At 72.6% G+C, this 24,850-nt stretch carries 10 protein-coding genes; 5 read left to right on the top strand and 5 right to left on the bottom strand.

Annotated elements, in window-relative coordinates; all coding sequences use genetic code 11:
- Window positions 1-13: 13 nt before the first annotated feature.
- Window positions 14-1,702, bottom strand: a complete 1,689-nt coding sequence (locus tag AQ610_RS10020) for a cyclic peptide export ABC transporter (RefSeq protein ID WP_006026681.1) — start codon at window positions 1,700-1,702, stop codon at window positions 14-16.
- A gap of 71 nt (window positions 1,703-1,773) precedes the next feature.
- Window positions 1,774-2,103, bottom strand: a complete 330-nt coding sequence (locus AQ610_RS35930) for a hypothetical protein (protein ID WP_144411939.1) — start codon at window positions 2,101-2,103, stop codon at window positions 1,774-1,776.
- A gap of 5 nt (window positions 2,104-2,108) precedes the next feature.
- Here AQ610_RS35930 and mbaJ point away from each other — a divergent pair, with 5 nt between their 5' ends.
- From mbaJ to AQ610_RS09995, 5 genes are all read left to right on the top strand, one after another.
- The gene (gene mbaJ / locus AQ610_RS10015) at window positions 2,109-12,116 is read left to right on the top strand and encodes a siderophore malleobactin non-ribosomal peptide synthetase MbaJ (RefSeq protein WP_006026683.1); all 10,008 of its coding nucleotides are present in this window, start codon (window positions 2,109-2,111) and stop codon (window positions 12,114-12,116) included.
- 43 nt (window positions 12,117-12,159) lie between these two features.
- The gene (locus tag AQ610_RS10010) at window positions 12,160-17,268 is read left to right on the top strand and encodes a non-ribosomal peptide synthetase (protein WP_006026684.1); all 5,109 of its coding nucleotides are present in this window, start codon (window positions 12,160-12,162) and stop codon (window positions 17,266-17,268) included.
- A gap of 128 nt (window positions 17,269-17,396) precedes the next feature.
- Entirely contained in the window at window positions 17,397-18,818 is a 1,422-nt protein-coding gene (locus AQ610_RS10005) for a lysine N(6)-hydroxylase/L-ornithine N(5)-oxygenase family protein (protein ID WP_009912371.1), read from the top strand.
- A gap of 47 nt (window positions 18,819-18,865) precedes the next feature.
- Window positions 18,866-21,085, top strand: a complete 2,220-nt coding sequence (gene fmtA, locus AQ610_RS10000; protein ID WP_009912370.1) for a ferric malleobactin receptor FmtA — start codon at window positions 18,866-18,868, stop codon at window positions 21,083-21,085.
- 64 nt (window positions 21,086-21,149) lie between these two features.
- Window positions 21,150-21,989: a formyltransferase family protein gene (locus AQ610_RS09995; RefSeq protein WP_009912369.1), complete on the top strand. Its 840-nt coding sequence runs from the start codon at window positions 21,150-21,152 to the stop codon at window positions 21,987-21,989.
- Window positions 21,990-22,075: 86 nt separating this feature from the next.
- On the opposite strand, the gene AQ610_RS09990 is transcribed toward AQ610_RS09995, so the two are convergent.
- From AQ610_RS09990 to cobO, 3 genes are all read right to left on the bottom strand, one after another.
- The gene (locus tag AQ610_RS09990; protein WP_043282594.1) at window positions 22,076-22,648 is read right to left on the bottom strand and encodes an inclusion body family protein; all 573 of its coding nucleotides are present in this window, start codon (window positions 22,646-22,648) and stop codon (window positions 22,076-22,078) included.
- Between the two features lie 202 nt (window positions 22,649-22,850).
- Complete coding sequence (locus tag AQ610_RS09985) at window positions 22,851-24,212, bottom strand: cobyrinic acid a,c-diamide synthase CobB (RefSeq protein WP_006026689.1); 1,362 nt, start codon at window positions 24,210-24,212, stop codon at window positions 22,851-22,853.
- 4 nt (window positions 24,213-24,216) lie between these two features.
- On the bottom strand, window positions 24,217-24,819 hold the full coding sequence (cobO, locus tag AQ610_RS09980) for a cob(I)yrinic acid a,c-diamide adenosyltransferase (protein ID WP_006026690.1): 603 nt from the start codon (window positions 24,817-24,819) through the stop codon (window positions 24,217-24,219).
- Window positions 24,820-24,850: the final 31 nt, after the last annotated feature.

Below are 24,850 nucleotides of genomic sequence, written 5' to 3'. Positions count from 1 at the left end.
GCGCGCCGCGCCATCACCCCTCGGTCCCGTTCGCGAGCGCCGCGCGCCGCGCGCCGTGCGTTTCGCTAACGATCTTCCCGTTATCGAGCTTCAGCACCCGGTCCGCGATCGGGAAGTAGCGGTCGTCATGGCTGATCACGATCACCGTCTTGCCGCGCGCGCGCAGCTCCGGCAGCAGTTGCTCGTAGAACACCCCCTTGAACGCCGGGTCCTGGTCGGCCGCCCATTCGTCGAACAGATAGAGCGGCCGGTCCTCGAGATACGCGACGACGAGCGCGAGCCGCTTGCGCTGCCCGGTCGACAGCGCGCGCGTCGAGAACGCGCCGTCGACGACCTGCACCTTGTGGTCGAGCGAGAGCTTCGCGACGAGCGCGTTCGCGCGCGCGTCGGCCTGCGCGCGCGCCGCGTCGCTCGGGTCGACGATGCCGAGCAGCGCGTCGAACAGATGGAAATCGTTGAACACCGCCGAGAAGCGCTCGCGGTACGCGGCGCGCTCGGCGAGGCCGACCGGCTTGCCGTCGAGCTCGATCGTGCCGCCTTCGGGCTCGTACAGGCCCGTCAGCACCTTCGCGAGCGTCGTCTTGCCGCTGCCGTTGCCGCCGACGATGAACACGAGCTCGCCCGGCTTGAGCGTCAGGTCGATCGGCCCGACGCGGAACATCCGCTCGTCACGCTCGTGGAAATACGAATGCGTGACGCCGCGCAGCGCGAGCGTGTCGAACGGCACGTGCGACGCGGTCTCGTCGGGCGGCGGCGCGGTGCGCAGCGCGCCGAACTGCGCCATCAGCTTCTCGATCCGCTCGAGCGATACGCGCGCCGCGTTCAGCGTCGGCACGTTGTTGAGCAGGCCGTCGAGCGGCAGCAGCATGAACAGGAACACGACGACGTAGCCGGACGCCGCGGGCCCGTCGCCGCGCACGCCGAGCGCGGGCCAGAACGCCGCGACGCCCAAGAACACATAGAACAGGAACACGATCCAGCCCACGCCGATCGCGTACGCGCTGAACGCGCGGCGGCGATGGTCGCGCACCTCGGCGATCGCCGCGCCGAGCTGCCCGTCGACGAACTGGCGCGAGCGCGCCTGATGCAGCTTCAACTCCTTCGCGCCCGAAAAGAGCGCGCCGAGATAGCCGAACAGCCTGTCCTGCGAGCGGCCCGCATCCTCGAGCCAGGCGATCGCGCGCTTGTCGCCCGCGTGATAGCCGAGCGAGCCGACGAGGATCGCCGCGACCGCGAGCAGGCACACGGGCCACGACAGCCACGCCAGATAGCCGAGGCAGCCGAACACGATCGAGCCGTGCATCACGAGATTGGGCAGCGCGAAGAACAGCATCGACACGTTGGTCGCGTCGTCGGTCAGCACCGACTGGACCGGCGCCGCGCCGATCCGCTCGACGTCCTGCAGCTCGGCCGCCGCGACGCGCCGCGCGACGTGCTCGCGCAACTGCGCCATCGTGTCTTGCGACAGCCGCGCGAACAGCACGCCCGTGACGATCCGGGTGACGAGCGCGATCACCGCGCACAGGCCGAAGCGCCATGCGAGCGACGCGTCGGCGGCTTGCGGCTCGGAGAGCGCGCGGCTCAGCGTCGCGACGAGCAGCACGCTCGACGCGCCGTTCATCACGCATGCGGCGAGCGCGATCGCGAACGCGCCGCGGGAGCGCTTGAGCAGCGCGACTATCAGGCGCCGCGCGTGCTTCACGGCGGGGCGGGAATCGGTCGAGGGCGGGGCGTCGAGACGCCCGGTGGCATCGGTCATCGGCGGAGCACGGGTCAGTGAAGGAAACGAATCGGCGCTTCGGCGGCGAAGCGAACGGCAAGGCGCGGGGCGCGCCTCTTCTGTCTGCTAGACGAATGGGCGCGCCGAATCTTTACCTGTGCTTCATTCGCGCGGTGCTTGCGCCGGTGCTTGCGCTTTACCCGCGCCGCGCATCTGCGCGTCGCCGGCGTCGCGCTGCGCTGCGCGACACGCCGTTCGTCGACGAAGGTAAAAACAGCCCGGTAAAAAATTTCGCGCGCGATTCGTCTCACTGTTGAAGCGGCCCGCTTGCGGCCGGCGACTTGAACGAAACGGCCGAGGCGGCCGGAATCAACGGACTTCACGCCCTATGACGAGCTTTCCGACTGCGCTGCATCATCGAATCCACGCGCTCGCGCGACTCGACCCCGACGCGCCCGCGCTCGCGTCGTTCACGCCCGACACCGTGCGCCTGTCGCGCGGCGAACTCGACGACCGCGCCGCGCGCCTGGCCGCGCAACTGCGCGCGGCGGGCGTGGCGGCGGAGGTGCCGGTCGGCGTGTGCGTCGCGCGCGCGTGCGACCTGTTCGTCGCGCTTTTCGCCGTGATGAAGGCGGGCGGCGTGTTCGTCGCGCTCGATCCGCGCCATCCGGCCGCGCGGCTCGACTGGGTCGCGCGCGACGCGGGGCTCGCGCACGGGATCGTCGATGCGTCGGCCGACGCCGCGATGCGCGCGCGCTTCGCGCAGTGCTTCGACGTCGCGAGCGTCGCGGCGGCGGACCCGGCCGCGCCGCGCGAGCACGGCGCGGCGGTGCATCCGCGCGCGGCCGCGTACATGATCTACACGTCCGGCTCGACGGGCACGCCGAAGGCGGTCGTCGTCGAGCACGGCCCGCTCGCCGCGCACGGCGACGCGCTCGCCGAGTCGCTGCCGATCGGGCCCGGCGATCGCGTGCTGCATTTCGCGTCGGTGAACTTCGACGTCGCGATCGAGGCGTGGCTCGTGCCGCTCGCGGTCGGCGGCAGCGTCGTGATCAGCGATCCGCCGCCGTTTCCGCCCGACGCCGCGCATGCGCTGATTTCGCGCGAGCGCGTGACGAACACGACGCTGCCGCCCGCGTACCTGCGCGAGTTCGCGGCCGTGTGCGCGCGCGAAGGCGTGCCGCCGTCGCTGCGCGTGCTGCTGTTCGGCGGCGAGGCGATGTCGCAGGACGCGTTCGACGAGATTCGCCGCGTGTTCCCGGCGATCCGCCTCGTCAACGGCTACGGGCCGACCGAAACTGTGATCTCGCCGATGCTCTGGCCGGTCGATCCGGGCACGGTGCCCGCGCTGGACGACGGCAACGGCTACGCGTCGTTGCCGATCGGCTGGCCGATCGGCTGGCGCGCCGCGCGCGTCGAGCATGCCGACGGCACGGTCGCGCGCGGCGACGCGGGCGAGCTGCTGCTCGGCGGCGCGTGCCTCGCGCGCGGCTATCACGGCCGCCCCGCGCTGACGGCCGAGCGCTTCCTGCCCGATCCGGCGGGCGAGCCCGGCGCGCGGATCTACCGGACGGGCGACCTCGCGCGCGAGCGCGCGGACGGCGCGTTCGACTATCTCGGCCGGATCGACGATCAGGTGCAGGTGCGCGGCGTGCGCGTCGAGCCGGGCGAGATCGCCGCGTGCCTGCTCACGCATCCGGGCGTGCGCGACGCGGGCGTGCTCGCCGAGACGGCGGGCGGGCGCACGCAACTGATCGCATGCGTCGCGCTCGCGGCGGCGCAGCGCGAAACGTCGGCCGGCGATGCGCGTTCCGATGCGCGGCCGGACGACGACGCGCTGCGCGCGCACGTCGCCGCGCATCTGCCGGCCGCGTGGCTGCCGCATCGGTTCGTGCGCTTCGACACGCTGCCGTACACGCTGAACGGCAAGCTCGACCGCGCCGCGCTGCGCGACGCGGTTGCGGCGCAGCCGGCCGGGGCCGCCGCGGACTTCGACGCGCCGCGCACCGACACCGAGCGCCGCGTCGCCGCGCTGTGGCAGCGGTTGCTGCACGACCCGGCGCCGATCGGCCGCGTCGACCGCTTCTTCGTGCGCGGCGGCGATTCGCTCGCCGCGATGCAACTGCAGGCGGCGATCCGGCTCGACTGGCGCGTCAACCTGCGGCTCGACGCGATTTTCGACGACGCGCCGCTCGCCGAACTCGCCGCGCGCATCGATGCGGCCGAGCGCGAAGAGCAGCGGCCGGCCGCGATCGGGACGCCTGCGACGCGCTCGATCACGGCCGATGCAATCGACGCGGGCAACGTGGACAAAGTGGGCGGGGCGGACGAGGCAATCGAAACAATCGAAACGGCCGGCGCGTTCGAGCGTCCCGCCTCGTTCGCGCAGCAGCGCTTCTGGGTGCTCGCGCGCACGCAGGACGCGGGCGCCGCGTATCACGTGTCGTTCCACTGGGACGTCGACGGCGCGCTCGACCCCGGCACGCTGCAGCGCGCGCTCGACACGCTGATCGCGCGTCACGAGGCATGGCGCACGACGCTCGTCGAGAACGACGACGGCGTCGTCGTGCAGCGCATTCACGCGGCGCTGCCGGTGCGGATCGCGGCCGTCGACCTGCGCGGCGAGGCCGGCGCGTCGCGCGCCGCGCGCCTGGCCGAGTTGACCGAGCGCCACGCGAGCGCGCCATTCGACCTGTCCGACGGCCCGCTCGTGCGCGCGCTGCTCGTCACGCTCGCCGACGGCGCGCAGCGCTTCCTGCTGACGACGCACCACGCGGTCAGCGACGGCTGGAGTTCGCGCTGCGCGTTCGCCGAGCTGACGGCCGCGTACGCGGCGCTCGCCGAGGGCCGGGCGCCCGAGCTGCCGGCGCTGCCGATCCAGTACGCCGACTACGCGCAATGGCAGCGCGACGCGCTCGACGCGAACGAGACGGCGCGCCAGCTCGCGTACTGGCGCGCCGCGCTCGCGAACGCGCCCGGGCCGCTCGCGCTGCCGCTCGACCGGCCGCGCGCGGCCGAGCGGGACTATCGCGGCGGCCGGCTCGCGCGGCGTCTTTCGCCCGCCGCGTCGGACGCGGTGCGCGATGCCGCGCGGCGGCTGCATGCGTCGCCGTTCACCGTGCTGCTCGCCGCGTTCGACGCGTGGCTCTTTCGCCTGACGGGCGAGCGCGATCTCGCCGTCGCCGCGCCGATCGCGCAGCGCGCGCGGCCGGAAACCGCGCCGCTCGTCGGCCTGTTCCTCAACACGCTCGCGCTGCGCGCGCGCGTGTCGCCCGCGCAGTCGTTCGAATCGCTCGTCGCTTCGGTGCGCGACGCCGCGTTCGGCGCGTTCGCGCATCAGGACGTGCCGTTCGACAAGGTGGTCGACGCGGTGAAGCCGCCCGTGCGGCGCGGCGACGAGTGGCTGCGCGTGAAGTTCGCGCAGCAGTTCGATCTGGCGCTCTCGGCGACGCTGCCGGGCGCGACCGTGCGGATGGCGCCGGGGCTCGATCCGGCCGCGCGCTTCGATTACGCACTCGATTTCACCGACGATGCGCGCGGCATCGAATTCGTCGCCGCGTATGCACAGGACGGGATCGACGAGGCGACCGCGCAGGCGTGGCTCGACAGCTTCGCGGCGCTCGTCGAGGACGCGGTGCGCGATCCGCGCCGCACGATCGCCGAGCTCGCGGTCGCGCAGGGCGGCGCGCCGCGCGCGCTGCTCGCGGGCCGGCCGCTCGCGACCGCGCCCGACGTGCTGGCGCTCTTCGCGCGCGAGGCGGCCGAGCATCCGCATCGGATCGCGCTCGCGGACGCCGACATGCAGCTCACGTTCGCCGAGCTCGACGACGCGTCGAACCGCGTCGCGCTCGCGCTGCGGCGCGACGGCGCGCGCGTGAAAGCGTCCGGCGTGGCGACGCCCGGCATGGAGACGCCCGTCGCGATCTGCATCGAGCGTTCGGCGCGCTTCGTCGTCGCGTTCGTCGGCGTGCTGAAGTCGGGCGCGTATGCGGTGCCGCTCGATCCGGCGTCGCCGCGCGAGCGGATCGCCGCGGCGCTCGCCGCGTGCGGCGCGCGCCGGATGCTCGCGGCGGGCGATCCCGGCGCGCTCGGCGATTTCGACGGCGTGGCCGTGCAGGACGTCGACGCCTGCGCGCACGACGCGTCGCTCGCGAACGCTGCGGCGCCACGCGTGCCGCCGCAGCCCGAGCAGGCCGCGTATCTGATTTTCACGTCGGGCTCGACGGGCGCGCCGAAGGGCGTCGTCGTGTCGCACCGCTCGCTCGCCGATTACGTCGCCGGGATGCTCGACGAGCTCGCGTTCGCGCCGGACGCATCGATGGCGATGGTGTCGACGGTCGCGGCCGACCTCGGCCACACGACGCTGTTCGGCGCGCTGTGCTCGGGCCGCACGCTGCATCTGCTGCCCGCGCACGCGGCGTTCGATCCGGACCGCTTTGCGCAAGAAATGGCGGCGCGCGAGGTCGGCGTGCTGAAGATCGTGCCGAGCCATCTGCACGCGCTGCTCGACGCGCAGCGCGCGGCCGACGTGCTGCCCGCGCACGCGCTCGTCACGGGCGGCGAGGCGCTGCCGTGGTCGCTCGTCGAGCGGATCGCCGCGCTCAAGCCCGGCTGCCGCGTGATCAATCACTACGGGCCGACCGAGGCGACCGTCGGCGCGCTCGTGTGCGACACGTCCGCGCCCGCGCAGGCCGATTTGCGCGCGGGTGTGACGAGCGCGAGCGAAGCGGGCGGCGCGCCGGCGCGCGGCGTGCCGCTCGGCCGCCCGCTGCCGAACGCGCACGCGTGCGTGCTCGACGCGTACGGCGCGAGCGTGCCCGTCGGCGCGATCGGCGAGCTGTATCTGGGCGGGCCGGGCGTCGCGCGCGGCTACCTGGGCCGCGCGGCGGCGACCGCCGAGCGCTTCGTCCCGCATCCGCACGAGGCGGGCGCGCGCGTCTACCGGACGGGCGACCGCGTGCGGCTGCGCGCGGACGGCCGGCTCGATTTCCTCGGCCGACTCGACGATCAGGTGAAGATCCGCGGCTACCGCGTCGAGCCGGGCGAGGTGAGCGCCGCGCTGCGCGCGCTGCCGGGCGTCGCGCAAGGAGAGACGCTCGCGGTCGGGCACGAAGGACGGCTGCGCCTCGTCGCGTTCGCGACGCCCGCTGCCGGCGCGCGGATGTCGGGCGACGCGCTGCGCGATGCGCTCGCCGCGCGCCTGCCCGACTACATGGTGCCCGCCGCGCTCGTCGTGCTCGATGCGCTACCCGTGACCGCGAACGGCAAGATCGATCGCGCGGCGCTGCGCGCGCTCGCCGAGACACCCGCGCCCGCGCCCGCCGCCGACGAGGACGCGCCGCAAGGCCCCGTCGAAGAGACGCTCGCGGCCGTCTGGCGCGACGTGCTGAAGGCGACGCGCATCGGCCGTCACGACAACTTCTTCGAGCTCGGCGGCGATTCGATCCTCGTGTTGCAGGTGATCGCGCGCTCGCGCAAGCGCGGCGTCAGGTTCACGCCGAAGCAGTTGTTCGACGGCCCGACGCTCGCCGAGCTCGCGCGCGTCGCGGCGGCGATCGAGGCCGCGGCGCCGAGGGAGGGCGCGGCCGCCGACGCGAGCGCCGCCGCCGCTGCGCGACCGCCGTCAGCCGCGCGACCGGACGAAGCGCGGCTCACGTCCGCGCAGCGGCGTTTCTTCGATCTTGACATCCCGCGCCGCGGCCACTGGAACCAGTCGATCGAGCTCGACGTTTCCGGCGTGTTCGATTTCGACGCATTCGCGCGCGCGTTCGACGCGCTGCTGACCCACCACCCCGTGTTCCGCGAGCGCTTCGCGCAAACGGGGGAAAACGGCGCATGGCAGATGTGCGCCGCGCCGCGCGCGTTCGACACGCTGCCGCTCGCCGCCGCCGCCGTGCGCGACGAGGCGGATGCGCTCGCGCAGTTCGACGCGCTGCAGGCCGCGCTCGACCTGACGCGCGGCCCGCTCGCGTGCGCGTTCGCGGCGGCGCTGCCGGCGGGCGCGACGAAGCTCTATCTGGCGATTCATCACGCGATCGTCGACGGCGTGTCATGGCGCGTGCTGCTCGACGATCTCGACGCCGCGTATCGCGCCGCGTGCGAGCGCCGCGCGGTGCGGCTCGGGCCGACGGGCGCGAGCGCGTCCGAATGGGCGGCGCGTCTTGCGCGCGCGGCCCGCGATCCGGCCGGGCCATTCGCGGGCGAGCTGCCGTACTGGGCCGCGCTCGCCGCGCCGCACGACGATCTGCGGCTCGACCGTCCCGACGCGGCGGCGACCAACGCGGACGCCGACGTCGTGATCCAGACGCTCGACGCGTCGCTCACGCGCGACGTGCTGACCGACGCGAACGCCGCGTACCGCACGCACGCGGTCGAGCTGCTGATCGCGGCGCTCGTCGCCGCGCTCGGCCGCCACACGGGCGCGGCGGCGTGCCGGCTCGAGCTCGAGGGGCATGGTCGCGAGGCGCTCTTCGACGACATCGACGCGAGCCGCACGCTCGGCTGGCTGACGAGTCACTATCCGGTCGCGTTCGCGGTGGAGCCGACGCCCGCAGCGACGCTCGCCGGCGTGAAGGACGCGCTGCGCGCGGTGCCGAACAAGGGGCTCGGCTTCGGCGTGCTGCGCCATGACGGCGACGACGCGACGCGCGCCGCGCTCGCGCAGGTCGCGCGTCCGCGCGTGACGTTCAACTACCTCGGCCAGTTCGATGCGCCGCGCGACGCCGCGCTCGTGCCGCGTTTCGGCGGCGCGGGCCGCGAGCGCGACCCGGCGGGGCCGCTTGGCAACGCGCTCGCGATTCACGCGTATGTCGACGAGAACGACGGCCGCGCGCTGAAAGTGCACTGGGTGTACGGCGCGACGCAGTTCGACCGCGCGACGATCGACGCGCTCGCCGCGCAGTTCGACGCCGCGCTGCGCACGCTCGCCGCCGCGTGTCGCGCGCGCGTAGCCGAGCGCGGCGCGGGCGCGACGCCCGGCGACTATCCGCTCGCGCGCGCGGCCGGCCTCACGCAGGCGGCGCTCGACCGGCTGCCGTTCGACGCGCGCGCGATCGACGACATTTATCCGCTGTCGCCGATGCAGCAGGGCATCCTGTTCCATTCGCTGTTCGCGCCGGAGCGCGCGACGTACGTGAACCAGCTCGTCGCGACGCTCGTCGAGCCCGACGTCGAGCGGCTGCGCGCCGCGTTCGACGCGGCTGTCCCGCGCCACGACATCCTGCGCACCGGCTTCGCCGCGCACGAGGCGGCGCCGATGCAGATCGTCCACCGCCATGCGCGGATGCCGGTCGAGATCATCGACTGGCGCGGCGCGCACGCGTCGGCCGGGGAGCGCGACGCGGCGCTCGATGCGTGGCTCGCCGGCGACCGCGCGCGCGGCTTCGATCTCACAGCGCCGCCGCTGATGCGCGTGACGCTGATCCGCACGGGCGAGACCGACTGGCGGCTCGTCTGGACCCGTCACCATCTGCTGCTCGACGGCTGGAGCACCGCGCGCCTCTTCGCGGACGTGCTGCGCGACTACATCGAGCCGCCGCGCGCGAATCCGTTCGCCGCGCCGGCGCGCACGCGCTACCGCGATTTCATCGCGTGGCTCGCGCGGCGCGATGCCGACGCGGACCGCGCGTTCTGGCTCGAACGCGTCGCGCGGCTCGACGAGCCGACGCGCGTTGCCGAGCGCGAGCACGGCGCGATCGGCGCATCCGTCGCGGCATCGGACAGCGCACCGGGCGAAGTACCGGGCGACGCATCGAGCGACGCATCGGACGACAGCGCGGCCGCGCGCGAGACGGCCGGCCGCGCGAACTGGCGCGCGACGCTGCCCGCCGCGGACACCGCGCGCCTTGCCGAGGCGGCGCGCCGGATGAAAGTGACCGTCAACACGATCGTGCAGGGCGCGTGGGCGCTTGCGCTGCAGCGAATGACGCATCGCACGGCGGTCGCATTCGGCGCGACGGTCGCGGGGCGCCCGGACGCGCTGCCCGACGTCGACACGGTGCTCGGTCTCTTCATCAATACGCTGCCGGTGATCGCCGCGCCGCTGCCGCAGCTCGCCGCGCGCGACTGGCTCGCGAGCCTGCAGCGCGACAACGCGGCGGCGCTCGAGCACGCGCACACGCCGCTCTACGAGATCCAGCAGTGGGCGGGCCTGGGCGGCGCGCTGTTCGACACGCTCGTCGTGTTCGAGAACTATCCGGTCGACGAAGCGTGGCAGGGGCGCGATGCGCGCGCGCTGCAAAAGCGCGACCTGCGCAACATCGAGGCGACCGATTTCGCGGTGACGCTCGTGATCGAAGCGGGCGACACGCTCGCGATCGACTACGGCTACGATCCCGCGCGAATCGGGCAGGCGCGCGTCGAGGCGCTGCACCGCGCGTTCGCCGCGTGCATCGCGGGCCTCGTCGGCGATCCCGACGCGCCGCTCGGCGCGATCTCGTGCGCGGGCGCCGACGATCTCGCGCTGATCGCGCGCAGCAACGCGACCGATGTCGACTGGCCCGCCGCGCAGCGCGCACCGCTTTTCGCGCAATTCGAGGCGGCCGCGCGCGCGCGGCCCGACGCGATCGCGCTCGAAATTGCCGATGCCGGCGGCGGCGGCACGGTCGCGCAGATGCGCTACGGCGAACTCGATGCGAAGGCCGGGCGCGTCGCGGCGGCGCTCGCCGCGTGCGGCGTGCGGCCCGATTCGGTCGTCGCGCTGTGCGTCGAGCGCTCGTTCGACATGGTCGTCGCGCTCGTCGGCGCGATGAAGGCGCGCGCCGCGTATCTGCCCGTCGATCCCGACTATCCGGCCGAGCGGGTCGCGTACCTGCTCGGCGACGCGAAGCCGCCCGTCGTGATCACGCAGGCGCATCTGCGCGCGCGCGTCGGCGCGGCGCTGGCGGGCGCGGATGCCGTCGTCGTCACCGTCGACGAATTGCTCGAACGCGCGCCGGCCGCTCGTCCGGGCAAAACCGCAACCGCAACCGAAAACGGAGCCGACCGCATCGCGGCGGCGGCCGACGTCGCGCCGGACCAGCTCGCGTACCTGATCTACACGTCCGGCTCGACCGGCCAGCCGAAGGGCGCGGGCAACACGCACGGCGCGCTCGCGAACCGGATCGCGTGGATGCAGCGCGCGTACCGCCTCACGCCCGGCGACGTCGTGCTGCACAAGACGCCGTTCGGCTTCGACGTGTCGGTGTGGGAGTTCGTGTGGCCGCTCGCCGTCGGCGCGACGCTCGCGATCGCGGCGCCCGGCGATCACCGCGATCCGGCGCGCCTCGTCGCCGCGATCGACGCGCATCGCGTGACGACGCTGCACTTCGTGCCGTCGATGCTCGCCGCGTTCGTCGCGTATCTCGACGATTTCGGCGCGGCCGCGCGCTGCGCGAGCGTGCGCACGATCGTCGCGAGCGGCGAGGCGCTCGCGCCCGAGCTGGTCGCGCGCGTGGCCGCGCTGCTGCCGCACGCGCGGCTCGACAACCTGTACGGCCCGACCGAGGCGGCGATCGACGTGTCGCACTGGCGCTGCACGGCCGACGACGCCGCGGCCGCCGCGGTGCCGATCGGCCGGCCGATCGCGAACGTGCGGTTGCACGTGCTCGACGCGGCGCTGCACGCGGTGCCCGTCGGCGCGACGGGCGAGCTGTATCTCGGCGGCGCCGGGCTCGCGCGCGGCTACCTCGGCCGCGCGGCGCTGACGGCCGAGCGCTTCGTGCCCGATCCGTTCGCACCCGGCGCGCGCCTGTACCGCACGGGCGACCTCGCGCGGCGGCGCGCCGACGGCGCGCTCGACTATCTCGGCCGGATCGACACGCAGGTGAAGCTGCGCGGCCAGCGCATCGAGTTGGGCGAGATCGAGGCGCTGCTGCGCGCGGCGCACGGCGTGCGCGACGCGGTCGTGATCGTGCGTGACGAGCGGCTCGTCGGCTACGTCGCGTGCGCGGCGCCCGCCGAATTCGACGCGGCCGCGCAGATCGAGCGGCTGCGCGCGCAACTGCCCGCGTACATGGTGCCCGCGCAGCTCGTCGCGCTCGAGGCGCTGCCCGTCACGCCGAACGGCAAGTGCGACCGCCGCGCGCTGCCGGCGCCCGTGTTCGACGCGCGCGTCGTCGACGCGCCGCGAACCGACACCGAGCGCGCGCTCGCGGCGATCTGGCAGCGCGTGCTGAAGCTGCCCGACATCGGCCGCGACGACGATTTCTTCACGCTCGGCGGCCATTCGCTGCTCGCCGCGCAGGCGAACGCGCAGGCGAATCTGCAGTGGTCGCTCACGCTGCCGCTGCGCACGATCTTCGACGAACGCACGCTCGCGCGCTGCGCGGCGGCGATCGACCGCGCGCACGAAGCCGGCCGCGACCACGACGCCGCGAGCGCGATCGACGCGCTGCTCGGCGAGTTCGAAGCCCAGTAAGGCGCCCAATCAAGAGCACAGGAACCCGCATGAAGGAGCCCGCATGACCTCCCCCGATCTGCTGTCGCTCGCCGCGCGCTTCGCGCGGCTGCCCGACACGCAGCGCAAGCAGTTCCTCGCGAAGCTCGGCGACGCGGGGATCGATTTCCGGATGCTGCCGATCCCGCCGCGCGAGGACCGCGCGGCGAGCGTGCCGGCGTCGTTCGCGCAGACGCGCCTCTGGCTGCACGCGCGCCTGCTCGGCGAATCGGCCGCGTACCACATCACCGAGCGGCTGCACCTCGACGGCGCGCTCGACGCGAACGCGCTGCGGCTGTCGTGCGACGCGCTGATCGCACGCCACGAGGCGCTGCGCACGACGTTCGCCGAAGGCGCCGACGGCGTGCTGCAGACGGTGCACGCGCCGATGCGCTGCCCGTGGCGATTCACCGATCTCGCCGGCGCGAGCGCCGCGGCGCGCGACGCGCGCGCGGCGGCCGTCGCCGAGCGCGACGAGACCGAGCCGTTCGATCTCGCGCACGGCCCGCTCGTGCGCGCGCACCTGATCCGGTTCGATGCGGCCACGCACTGGCTCGTGCTGACGACGCACCACATCGTGTCGGACGGCTGGTCGGCCGACGTGATGCTCGCCGAGCTGTCGTCGTTCTACCGGTCGTACACGACGGGCGACGCGGTGTCGCTCGCGCCGCTGCCGGTGCAGTACGCGGACTACGCGCTCTGGCAGCGCCGCTGGCTCGACGCGGGCGAGGGCGAGCGGCAGCTCGCGCACTGGCGCGCGACGCTCGACGCGAGCCGCGACGTGCTGCTGCTGCCGGGCGCCGCGACGCGGCCCGCGCGGCGCGGCGCGAGCGGCGCGCGCCATGCGTTCGACGTGCCCGCCGCGCTCGCGCAACGCACGCGTGCGCTCGCGCAGACGCGCCGCGCGACGCCGTTCGCGGTGCTGCTCGCCGCGCTCGCGACGCTGCTCGCGCGCGCGAGCGGCGAGCCCGAGATCCGGATCGGCGTGCCGTCGGCGAATCGCGAGCGCGGCGAGACCGTCGGGCTGATCGGCTTTTTCGTCAACACGCTGACGCTCGCGGCGAAAACGCCCGCGGCGCTCGCGTTCGACGCGCTCGTCGACGCGACGCAGCGCGGCCTGATCGATGCGCAATCGCACCAGGACGTGCCGTTCGATCAGGTGGTCGACGCGCTCGGCGTCGCGCGCAGCGCGAGCCACCATCCGCTCTTTCAGGTGATGGCGGCTTACGGCGCGCGGCGCGTGCTGCCGTCGTTCGCCGACGTGCGCGCGACCGAGCTGCCGTCGGGCATGCCGTACGCGAAATTCGATCTCGCGCTCAGCTTCGACGAGCGCGACGACGGCGGGCTCGACGCGCGCTTCGTCTATGCGACCGACATTTTCGACGCCGACGCGATCGAGCGTTTCGCCGCGCGCTACGTCGAACTGCTCGCGCACGCGCTCGACGCGCCCGGCGCGGCGCTCGGCGACCTGCAATGGCTGCCTGAGGCTGAGCGCCGTCAGCTCGCCGCGTGGAACGGGCAGACGCATGATTTCATCGATTTCTCGGGTCACGAGGCGCGCCGGGCAGCGCCGGAGCGCGGCGTCGGCGCGAGGCTCGGCGAGCCATTCGTCTCGGTCCACGACCGGATCGCCGCGCATGCGCGCCGCTGCCCGGACGCGCGCGGCGTTGCCGACGTCGAGCGTGCGCTCACGCGCGGCGAGGTCGACGCGCGCGCGGCGCGGCTCGCGAAGCGCCTCGTCGCGGCGGGCGTGCGCGCGGAGATGCGCGTGGGCGTCGCGCTGTCGCGCTCCGTCGATCTGCTCGTCGGGCTGATCGCCGCGCTCAAGTCGGGCGGCGCGTTCGTGCCGCTCGATCCGAGCCACCCGCGCGAGCGCCTCGCGCAGATGCTCGACGACGCGCAGATCGCGCACGTGATCACCGAGCGCGGCAGCGTCGACGCGCTGCCGCTCGCGGGCGCGACGCGCGCGTGGCTCGTCGACGATGCGATCGCCGACTCGGAGATCGACGGCGTCGCGCTGCCCGACGTCTCGCCGCATCAGGCCGCATACGTGATCTACACGTCGGGCTCGACCGGCAAGCCGAAGGGCGTCGTCGTCGATCACGGCGCGTTCGCGCGCCATTGCGAGGCGATCGCCGCGCGCTACGGCGTGACCGGGCGCGACGTGTTCATGCTGTTCCAGTCGGTCAATTTCGACGGCGCGCACGAAGGCTGGTTCTCGCAGTACCTGTCGGGCGCGGCCGTCGCGGTGACGGCCGACACGCTGTGGCCGCCCGCGCGTACCTGCGAGCTGATCGCGCGCGAGGGCGTGACGATGACTTACGTGCCGCCCGGCTGCGCGACGCAGCTCGCCGAATGGGCGCTCGAGCACGGCGCGCCGCCGTCGCTGCGCTCGATCACGGTGGGCGGCGAGGCGACGTCGCGCGAGGCGTTCGCGCTGATGCGCCGCGCGTTTCCGAACGCGCGTGTCGTCAACGGCTACGGGCCGACCGAAACGGTGATCACGCCGATGCTGTGGATGTTCGCGCCGGGCGACGATCCGGCCAGGCTCGCGGACGCCGCGTATCTGCCGATCGGCACGCTCGTCGGCGCGCGCACCGCGCACGTGCTCGACGCGCGCCTGAATCCGCTGCCTGTCGGCGTGATCGGCGAGCTGTATCTGGGCGGCGAGGGCATCGGGCTCGCGCGCGGCTATCTGGGGCGCGCCGCGCTCACGGCCGAGCGCTTCGTGCCCGATCCGTACGGCGCGCCCGGCGCGCGGCTGTACCGCACGGGCGACCTCGTGCGCCGCCGCGCGGACGGCGTGTTCGACTTCATCGGCCGCATCGACCATCAGGTGAAGCTGCGCGGGTTGCGGATCGAACTGGGCGAGATCGAGGCGCAGCTCGCCGCGCACGACGACGTGCGCGAGGCGGTGGCGATGGTGTTCGGCAAGGGCGCGCAGGCGCGGCTCGTCGCGTTCGTCGAGCTGACGGGCGACGCGCGCGAGCGCGCGCGGCGCGCCGACGCGGCCGGGCTCGACGCGCATCTGCGCCGCACGCTGCCCGACTACATGGTGCCCGCGCACATCGTCGTGCTCGACGCGCTGCCGCGCAACGCGAACAGCAAGGTCGACCGCGCGGCGCTGCCCGAGCCCGCGCACGTCGCGCGCGCCTACGAGGCGCCCGAGGGCGACATCGAGACGGCGCTCGCGGGGATCTGGCGCGAAGTGCTCGGGCTCGAGCGGGTCGGCCGCGCCGATCATTTCTTCGAGCTGGGCGGCCATTCGCTCGCGGCGGTGCGCGTCGCGACGCGCGTCGCCGAGCGGCTCGCGCGCGACGTGCCGGTGCGCGCGCTGTTCGAGGCGCCGATTCTCGCGCCGTATGCGCAGTGCGTGGCCGCCGCCGCGCAGGCGCACGCGCCGCACGGCGCGCCCGGCGCGAGCGCCGCAGCGCATGCGCCCGACGCCGACGGCGTGCTGCCGCTGTCCGCCGCGCAGCGCGGCCTGTGGTTCCTGTGGCGCGCGCAGCCGGACAGCGCCGCGTACAACATTCCGGTTGCGCTGCGGCTGCGCGGCGCGCTCGACATCGATGCGCTCGCCGATGCGTTCGCGCGCGCGGCCGCCCGGCATCCGGCGCTGCGCACGCGGATCGTCGCGCGGGCGGACGGCGCGCCGGGGCAGCGGATCGTGCCGGCGCGGCGCGTCGATTTGCCGATCGTCGACCTGCGCGCCGATTCGCGCGCCGCGGACGACGACGCGCGGCTCGCCGCCGCCGTCGCGCTGACCGACGACGACGCGCTCGCGCCGTTCGATCTTGCCGCCGATGCGCCGCTGTGGCGCGCGCGCGTGGTCCGGCTCGGCGCGCACGATCACGTGTTGTCGCTCGTCATCCATCACATCGTGTCGGACGGGCAATCGATCGATCTGTGGCTCGACGAGGTTCGCGCGGCATACGTCGCGCGGCGCGTGGGCGAATGGACGCCGGCGGCGCCGGATGCGCGGGCCGGGACGCGGGCGGATCGGCATCCGGATTCGCGCGACGCCCTGGTGCTGCCCGCCGCCGCGCCGCGCGCGCGCCTCGCATTCTGGCGCGAGGCGCTCGCCGGCGTGCCGTCGCACGCGCTGCCGCCGCCGCGCACGGGCCGCGCGGCGGCGCCGCGCTGGGACGCGGGCCGTCTCGCGTTCGCGCTCGACGGCGCGCTCGTGCGCCGCGCGCGCACGATGGCGCTCGCCGCGCACGCGACGCTGCCGATGCTGCTGCACGCGGCGCTGAACGCGGCGTTCTACCGCGCGACGGGCTCGACCGATCAGCCGGTCGGCGTGCTCGCGTCGACGCGCGAGCTGACGGGCGACGCGGCCGAGCGCGCGCTCGGGCTCTTCATCAACGCGGTCGTCGTGCGCACGCGGCTGTCGGGCGCCGATACGCCGGCCACGCTCGTCGCCGCCGTGCGCGACGCGGCGCTCGCCGCGTATGCGCACGCGGACGCGCCGTTCTGCGACGTCGTCGCCGCGCTGCGCGCGCCGCGCGCGGTCAACGGCAATCCGCTGTTCCAGGTGATGTTCAACTACCTGCGGCCGGCGGGCGCCGCCGCGCGCGACTGGGCGGGGCTTGCGGTCGACGAATTCAACGACGTCCGGCACCGCGTCGTGTTCGAGCTGGAGCTCGACATCGTCGAGCATCCGGACGGCCGCGTGACGGGCGCGTTCTCGTATGCGACCGAGCGCGTCGACGGCGCATTCGTCGCCGCGCTCGCGGCCGACTATCTGGACGTCGTGCGCGGCTTCGTCGACGCGCCCGCGCGCGCGCTCGGCGCGTGCGCCGCGCGCTTTCCGCTCGATATGCACGATATGCACGATGGGCGCGCCGCGCGGTCGCCGTCGTCGCACGCGGCAAGCGAGGCCGAGCGCCGCGCGCACGCGCTCGCCGACGTGTGGCGCGCGGCGCTCGGCCTCGCCGCGCCCGCGCCGCACGACGACCTGTTCGAAGCGGGCGCGACATCGTTCGACGTCGTGCGCTTCGTCGACGCGGCGCGCGCGGCCGGCTTCGCGCTCGCAATCGCCGACGTGTTCGCCGCGCCGAGCCTCGCGGCGCTCGGCGAGCGCGCCGCGCATGTGGCGGGCCAGCCGGCCACGGAGGCGCGCGATGCCGATTGAGCGCCGCCCGCCGTATTCGCCGCGCCGGGAGCGGATCGGCCGCATCGGCGATGCGCTCGATCCGCATTGCGTTTTTGTCCGGCCGGCGCCGTCCGCGCGCCGGCCACACCGTTAAGGGAATCAGAGACATGCAGAGAGATACCGTATTCGACCTGATCGGCGTCGGCTTCGGACCGTCGAACCTCGCGCTCGCCGTGCGCCTCGCTGAAGCGGGCGACGCGGCCGCGTTCACGCATTGCTACGTCGAGCGCCAGCCGGCATTCGGCTGGCACCGCGGGATGCTGCTCGACGACTGCCGGATGCAGATCTCCTTCCTGAAGGATCTCGTCACGCTGCGCGATCCGAAGAGCCGCTTCACGTTCATCAACTACCTGTACGAGCACGGGCGCCTGAGCGAATTCGTCAACCTGAAGAACTTCTACCCGACACGCGTCGAGTTCAACGATTACCTGAGCTGGGTCGCGAGCGCGTTCGGCGAGCGCGTCCACTACGGCGAGACGGTGACGGCGATCGAGCCCGTCGCGGCACCGGGCGCGCCCGGCGAGATCGACGCGCTGCGCGTGTTCTCGAAGGGCGCCGACGGGCGCGAGCGGCACCGCGTCGCGCGCGCGCTGTCGATTGGCGTCGGCGGCGCGCCGAGCGTGCCGGACGCGTTCGCCGCGCTCGGGCCGGCGTGCGTCGCCCATTCGTCGAACTACCTGACGTCGATCGACCGCTTGGTCGGCGCGCCGGACGCCCGTGCGCCGAACGCCCACGTGAAAAAACGCGTCGCGGTGATCGGCGCGGGCCAAAGCGCGGCCGAGGTGTTCGTCGATCTCGCGCGGCGCTTCCCGCACGTCGACGCGAGCCTCGTGATCCGCTCGGGCGCGCTCAAGCCCGCGGACGACAGCCCGTTCGTCAACGAGATCTTCAATCCGGCGTTCACCGACGTCGTCTACGCGCAGCCGGCGAGCGGCCGGCGCTCGCTCATCGAGCGCTTTCGCGACACGAACTACGCGGTGGTGGACCGGCCGCTCATCGAGCAGATCTACGAAATGCTCTATCTGCAGCGCGTGCCCGGCGCGTCGGACGGCGCGCCGCGCCACCGGCTGCTCGCGAACACCGCGATCGAATCGGCCGCGCGCACGGCGGATGGACAAGTCGAGCTCGCGTTGCGCGACCGCCTGACGGGCGACGCGCGCGCCGAGCGCTTCGACGCGCTCGTGCTCGCGACCGGCTATCGCCGCGACACGCATCTGCCGCTCCTCGACGCTCTCGCGCCGCATCTGGGCGACGCGCTCGCGGCGGGCGACGTCGCGCGCGACTACCGGCTCGCGACGCCCGCGCACTTCAAGCCGCGGATCTATCTGCAAGGCTGCTGCGAGGACAGCCACGGGCTGTCCGACACGCTGCTGTCGGTGCTCGCGCGGCGCGCGGACGAAATCGCCGCGTCGCTCGCCGATGGGGGCGACGCGGCCGAACACGACACAGCCGACCGGCGCGAAGACCGCGCGCGGCCACGACATGACAACAACGGGGTGAGCGACGGCCGGCTGGCCATCGCTCTTTGATGAAGGGGGCGGCCTCGCGGCCGCTTTGCAACTTGGAGCAAAGGAAGATGGAGTGGGCAACCAGCACGCGCGTGCGTGCGATCGCAGCCGCGGCAGGCGTGGCGTTCTACGCGGCGGCGGCGAGTCATGCGCAGGCACAGGCGACGCAGCCAGGAGGAGACCTGCGGCAGCCGGGCAGTCAGGTGAACGGGGGCACCGCGGCGGGCGGTACGTTGCCCGCGATCTCGGTGTCGGAGCAGACGGAGCGCGACGCGGCCGTCGGCCTCGTCGCGCGGCGCAGCACGACGGGCACGAAAACCGATACGCCGATCATCGAGATCCCGCAGACGATCAACATCGTCACCGCGCAGCAGATCGAGGCGACGGGCGCGACCGATATCAATCAGGCGTTCCGCTACATCCCGGGCTTCTCGAGCTACGGGTCGGACAACCGCTCGGACTGGTACGCGGCGCTGCGCGGCTTCACGCCGACCGTGTTCGTCGACGGGCTGCAGGTGCCGAACACGCTCAACCTGTCGAGCTGGCGCGTCGATCCGTACATGATCGACAGCATCGCCGTGCTGCGCGGCCCGACGTCGGTGCTGTACGGGCAGGGCGACCCCGGCGCGATCGTCGACGTGCAGAGCAAGCTCGCGAACGGCGAGCGCATCCGCGAGGTCGGCGTGCAGATCGGCAACTACGCGCGCAAGCAACTGATGTTCGACGTCGGCGACACGATCGACAAGGACGGCACGCTGTCGTACCGGATCGTCGGCGTGGGCCGCGACGGCAATGCGCAGACGGGGCCGCTCGCCGACCAGCGCGTGTCGTTCGCGCCGTCGCTCAAGTGGCAGCCGAACGCGGACACGTCGCTCACGCTCGCCGCGACGTACCTGCAGGACTGGGGCGACACGTCGACCAACTTCCTGCCGTCGCGCGGCACCGTGCTGCCGAATCCGAACGGCACGATCTCGAACGACCTGTACACGGCCGATGCGAATTTCGACCATTACCGCAAGAAGCAGTGGTCGCTCGGCTATCAGTTCGAGCACAGGCTGAACCCGGTATGGACGTTCCGGCAGAACGTGCGCTGGATGCACCTGTCGCTCGACGACGCGTCCGTGTACGGCGGCGGCCTCGACGACGCGGACCCGACGATGGCGACGATGACGCGCTACGCGGGCCTCTTCCAGTTCAACTACAGCCGCTTCGACGTCGACAACCAGGCGCAGGCGAAATTCGCGACGGGGCCGTTGAGCCACACGCTGCTGTTCGGCTTCGACTACAACCGGCAGACAACGACCGACAGCGAATGGCTCGCGAAGGGGCCGAGCCTGAATCTGTACCGGCCGGTCTACGCGCCGATTCCGGCCGACATCTTCAGCGGGCCGAACGCGTACCCGCGCACCGACACGAAGACGACGCTCAACGCGTTCGGCCTGTACGTGCAGGACCAGATCAAATGGCAGCGCTGGGTGCTGACGCTCGGCGGCCGGCAGGACTGGACGCGCACGTCGCAGGACGACATCGCGAACTCGGCGAGCTTCAGGCAGAACGACCACGCGTTCAGCGGGCGCGTCGGCCTCACGTATCTCGGCGACTACGGCCTCGCGCCGTATCTCAGCTATTCGACGTCGTTCAATCCGCAGATCGGCCTGAAGCTCGCGGGCGGCGGGCTCGCAACGCCGACCAAGGGCCGCCAGATCGAGGCCGGCCTGCGCTGGCAGCCGCCGGCCAGGAACCTGATGCTGAACGCGGCCGTCTACCAGATCAACCAGACGAACGTCGCGATGAGCAATCCGAACGATTCGACGAGCAGCACGTTCGTGCAGGTCGGCGAGGTGCGCTCGCGCGGGATCGAGCTGAGCGCGGTGGGCAACCTGTCGCGCGAGCTGTCGGTGATCGCCGCCTACGTCTACCAGGACGTGAAGAACGTGCAGGCGAACGACGACACGCTGAACAAGTGGCCCGTCGACGTGCCGCGCCCGCGCCAGATCGCATCGCTGTGGGCAGACTGGACGTGGCGCAACGGGCCGCTCACGGGCTTCGGCGTCGGCGCGGGCGTGCGCTACATGAGCGCGTCGGCGGGCGCGGCCGACAATTCGCTGACGGTGCCGAGCTACACGCTGTTCGATGCGGCGCTGCACTACGAGCTGCGCAACTGGCGCTTCGCGCTCAACGCGACGAACCTGTTCAACCGCCGCTACGTGGCCGGCTGCCAGTCGGATTCGGTGTGCCTGTACGGCAACCAGCGCACCGTGATCGCGACGGCGAAATACAACTGGTAAGCGCGTTTCATCATCCCAAGGGCGGCGCGGCGGCGCGCCGCCCGAACGAGAGGACAACACTGCGATGGCAAGGAAGAAGCTCGTCTACATCTGGTCGCTGAGAAACGCCGCCGCCGACAGGGCGGGGCAGCAGATCGACTACAAGGGCGGCACGCGCTACATGAAGTCGGTGCTCGAATCGCTCGTCGACGCATTGAACGACACCGAGCTCGGCGACGCGTACTCGCTCGAGCGCGTGATCTACGACGACGACGCGGGTTCGCCGCTCGACCGCGAGAAGCTCGCCGAATACGGCTTTGCGCACGAGCCCGGCAAGCGCTGGTTCTATCCGCCGGAGCTGCGCGTGCAGGGCCGGCTCGTGAACGATCTGCTGCTCGCGATTCCGTCCGGATACCGGCGCGAGCCGCTCGGCTCGCCCGCGCGGCCGGCGGGCAAGCACGCGTTCGAAGCGCGCCTGCGCGAGACGCTCGACGCGCTCGGCGCCGATCTCGTCGTGCTCGACGGGCTGCTAGTGATCCTCGACGAGCTCGTGCGGCCGGGCGCGCCGTATTGCCGGCGGGTCGTCAACATCCATCCGGGCATCACGCGCGCGGAGTCGCCATACGAGCGGCGCGGCGCGTATGCGACGCTCGACGCGCTGTTCGGCGCGCGCGGGCAGAAGGTCGTCGACTGGACGACAAAGCGGACCGTGCCGGTCGAGCCGCTGCGGATGACGGGCGCGTCGTTCCATTACGTCGACAACGGCGTCGATTCCGGCGAGGTGATCCACGACGTGCTGAACACCGAGATCGACCCGGACGACACGATCCTGGAGCTGCGCTGGAACAACTTCAACCGCAGCCTGTTTCCGGCGCTGCACGAGGGGCTCGCGATGATGGCGGGGCTCGACGCGCGCGTGGCGTGAGCGCGCGCGGGCGCGCCGCGGATGCGGCGCGCCCGCCTCGCGAGAATCCGTTCGGACGATACCGCGACGAGCGAGCGGATGACGGGTCAGGCGACGTTGACCGTCGGGTCCCACTTGACGTATCCGGCGAGCACCTGCTTTTCGCCGCTGTCGTCGAGCGTAAACAGCGCGGCCCACACGTAGAAGTTCTTGGCCTCTCCTTGCTGGGCCACCTTGGCGTCGCAACTGGAAAACGCCACCGGTCCGGTCGTGAACGGATAGCCGTCGGGCGGGGTCGGCTGCGCCGCGTTCTGGAGCTTGATCACGTTCACGTGGGACGGATCGAGTTGCGGATCGCCGCCCGTCAGCCTGTAGATGAAAGCGGCGTATTCGGAATTGCCGCTCGTGCTCGTGCAGTAGAACGACAGCGTGTCGGCGACATGGGCGTTGAGCGTGATGTTGCCGGGATCGTTGCCGACGCTCCAGCCGCGCGGGTCGTCCGACGACATGTAGATGTACTTGTGGCCGATCGGCGTTGCCGTGTCCGGCGTTTGCCCCAGATTTTTCTCTTGCGCCCTGACCTCGTCGATGATCGCGGCGACGTCCATCACCGTCATGACGTTGATCGTGATGTGGCTCGACGCGCTCGCGCTGTCGATTCTCGAATTGACCGTGACCATGATCTACCTCGTTCTGATGTGAAATATCCGTTTTTTGTCGAGCATTGCGCAGCGCGATCCGCGATCGCGATCCGGGCGAATGCCGCCCCGTGCCCGCTGTCGCCGGCGATGAGCGCCGACGATATGACCATGCTAGAAAGGCGCGAAGCAATGCGCCATTACACGGAATTACACCCGCATCTTCGAGGCGATCGCGCGACGGCTACAGCGCGTCGCGCGCGAACAGCGCCGCCGCCGCGCGCGGATTCGACGGCCAGTACGCGTGCAGATACGTCGCGACGATCGGCCCGTGCCGATAGACCGCTTCGCCCGCCGCGCCGTCGTCGGGCCGCGTCGCGCCGTGCCTCGGCGCAAGCGGCGTCGAAAACCGCGAGTAGTGGAACGTGTGCCCCGTCAGCACGCCGAAACGGGTCGCGAGCGTTTGCATGCCCAAGGCTGCGAAACGGCGCTGCATCGTCGCATGCCCCGGCACGAGGCCGAGCATCGGCGTCGTCACGCCGTCGGCGTCGGTGAGCGTTTCGCTCAGGTACAGCATCCCGCCGCATTCGGCGACGACCGGCTTGCCCGCCGCGACGTGCGCGGCAATCGAGCGCGCGGCCGTCGCGTTCGCCGCGAGCCGCGCCGCATGCAGCTCCGGATAGCCGCCCGGCAGGTAGAGCGCGTCGGAACCGTCGGGCACCGGCTCGTCGGCGAGCGGCGAGAAGAACGCGAGCCCGGCGCCGAGCGCTTCCAGTTGGTCGAGGTTCGCCGGATAGATGAACGAGAACGCCGCGTCGCGCGCGATCGCGATCCGCTTGCCGGCGAGGCTTGGCCCGGCGTCGGCGGCGCGGGCCGATGCGAAAGACGCGCCGCTGCCGTCTGCCGCGCGACTCGTCGCCGCATTCGCTTCGCCGTCGAACGCGAACTCGACGACGGGCGGCAGCTCGGCGAGCGCCGTGTGCGCGATCGCGTCGGCCGCGCGGTCGAGCCGCGCGTCAAGATCGGCGACGTCGTCCGGCTGATGCAGCCCGAGGTGCCGCTCCGGCAGCGCGATCTGCGCATCGCGCGGCAGATGGCCGAGCCAGCGGATCGATTCGGGCAGCGCGCTGCGCAGCAACTGCGCGTGGCGCCCGGAGCCGACGCGGTTCGCGAGCACCCCGTGAAACGGCACGCCGGGCCGGAAATGCGCAAGCCCGAACGCGAGCGCGGCGAACGTCTGCGCCATCGATTGCGCGGCGATCACCGCGGCGACGGGCACGCCGAACGCCTGCGCGAGATCGGCGCTCGACGGCGTGCCGTCGAAGAGCCCCATCGCGCCTTCGATCAGGATCACGTCCGCTTCGGCCGCGGCGCGCGCAAGCAGTGCGCGGCAGCCGCGCTCGCCGACCATCCCGAGATCGAGCGAATAGACGCTCGCGCCGCTCGCGCGCGCGAGCAGCATCGGATCGAGAAAATCCGGGCCGGTCTTGAACACGCGCACGCGCCGGCCGAGCCGCCAGTGATGGCGCGCGAGCGCCGCCGTCACCGATGTCTTGCCCTGGCCGGACGCGGTGGCGGCAACGAAGAGTGCGGGGCAGGCGGGCATCGCGTCAGAACTCCACGCCGCGCTGCGCCTTCACGCCTTGCTCCTTGTACGGATGCTTGACGAGCCGCATCTCGGTGACGAGGTCGGCCGCGTCGACGAGCGCGTCGGGCGCATGCCGGCCCGTCACGACGACGTGCAGCGCCGGATCGCGCGCGGCGAGCGTCGCGAGCACTTCGTCGAGCGGCAGGTAGTCGTACTTGAGCACCGTGTTCAATTCGTCGAGGATCACCATCCGGTAATCGCCGCTTTCGATCATCCGGCGCGCCTCGTCCCAGCCGCGGCGCGCGGTCGCGATGTCGGCGTCGCGGTTCTGCGTGTTCCACGTGTAGCCGTCGCCCATCGTGACGAAATCGCATTGCGCGTGCGCGCCGAGGAAATCGCGCTCGGACGTGTGCAGCGCGCCCTTGATGAACTGCACGACGCCCGTGCGCATCCCGTGGCCGAGCATCCGCACGGCCATCCCGAACGCGGCCGTGCTCTTGCCCTTGCCGTTGCCGGTGTGGACGATCAAAAGCCCCTTCTCGACGGTCGCGGCGGCCTGTTTCTTCTCGTGGCCCGCGCGGCGGCGCTCGGTCATGCGTTGATGCGATTCGGAATCGGTTTTCATCGACTGGAGTCCTGTGAGTCGTTGGGTTCGG

The sequence above is a fragment of the Burkholderia humptydooensis genome (assembly GCF_001513745.1).
Taxonomy (GTDB): domain Bacteria; phylum Pseudomonadota; class Gammaproteobacteria; order Burkholderiales; family Burkholderiaceae; genus Burkholderia; species Burkholderia humptydooensis.
Note: the sequence above shows the minus strand (reverse complement) of the source record. Positions and strands in the feature narration are given on the sequence as shown.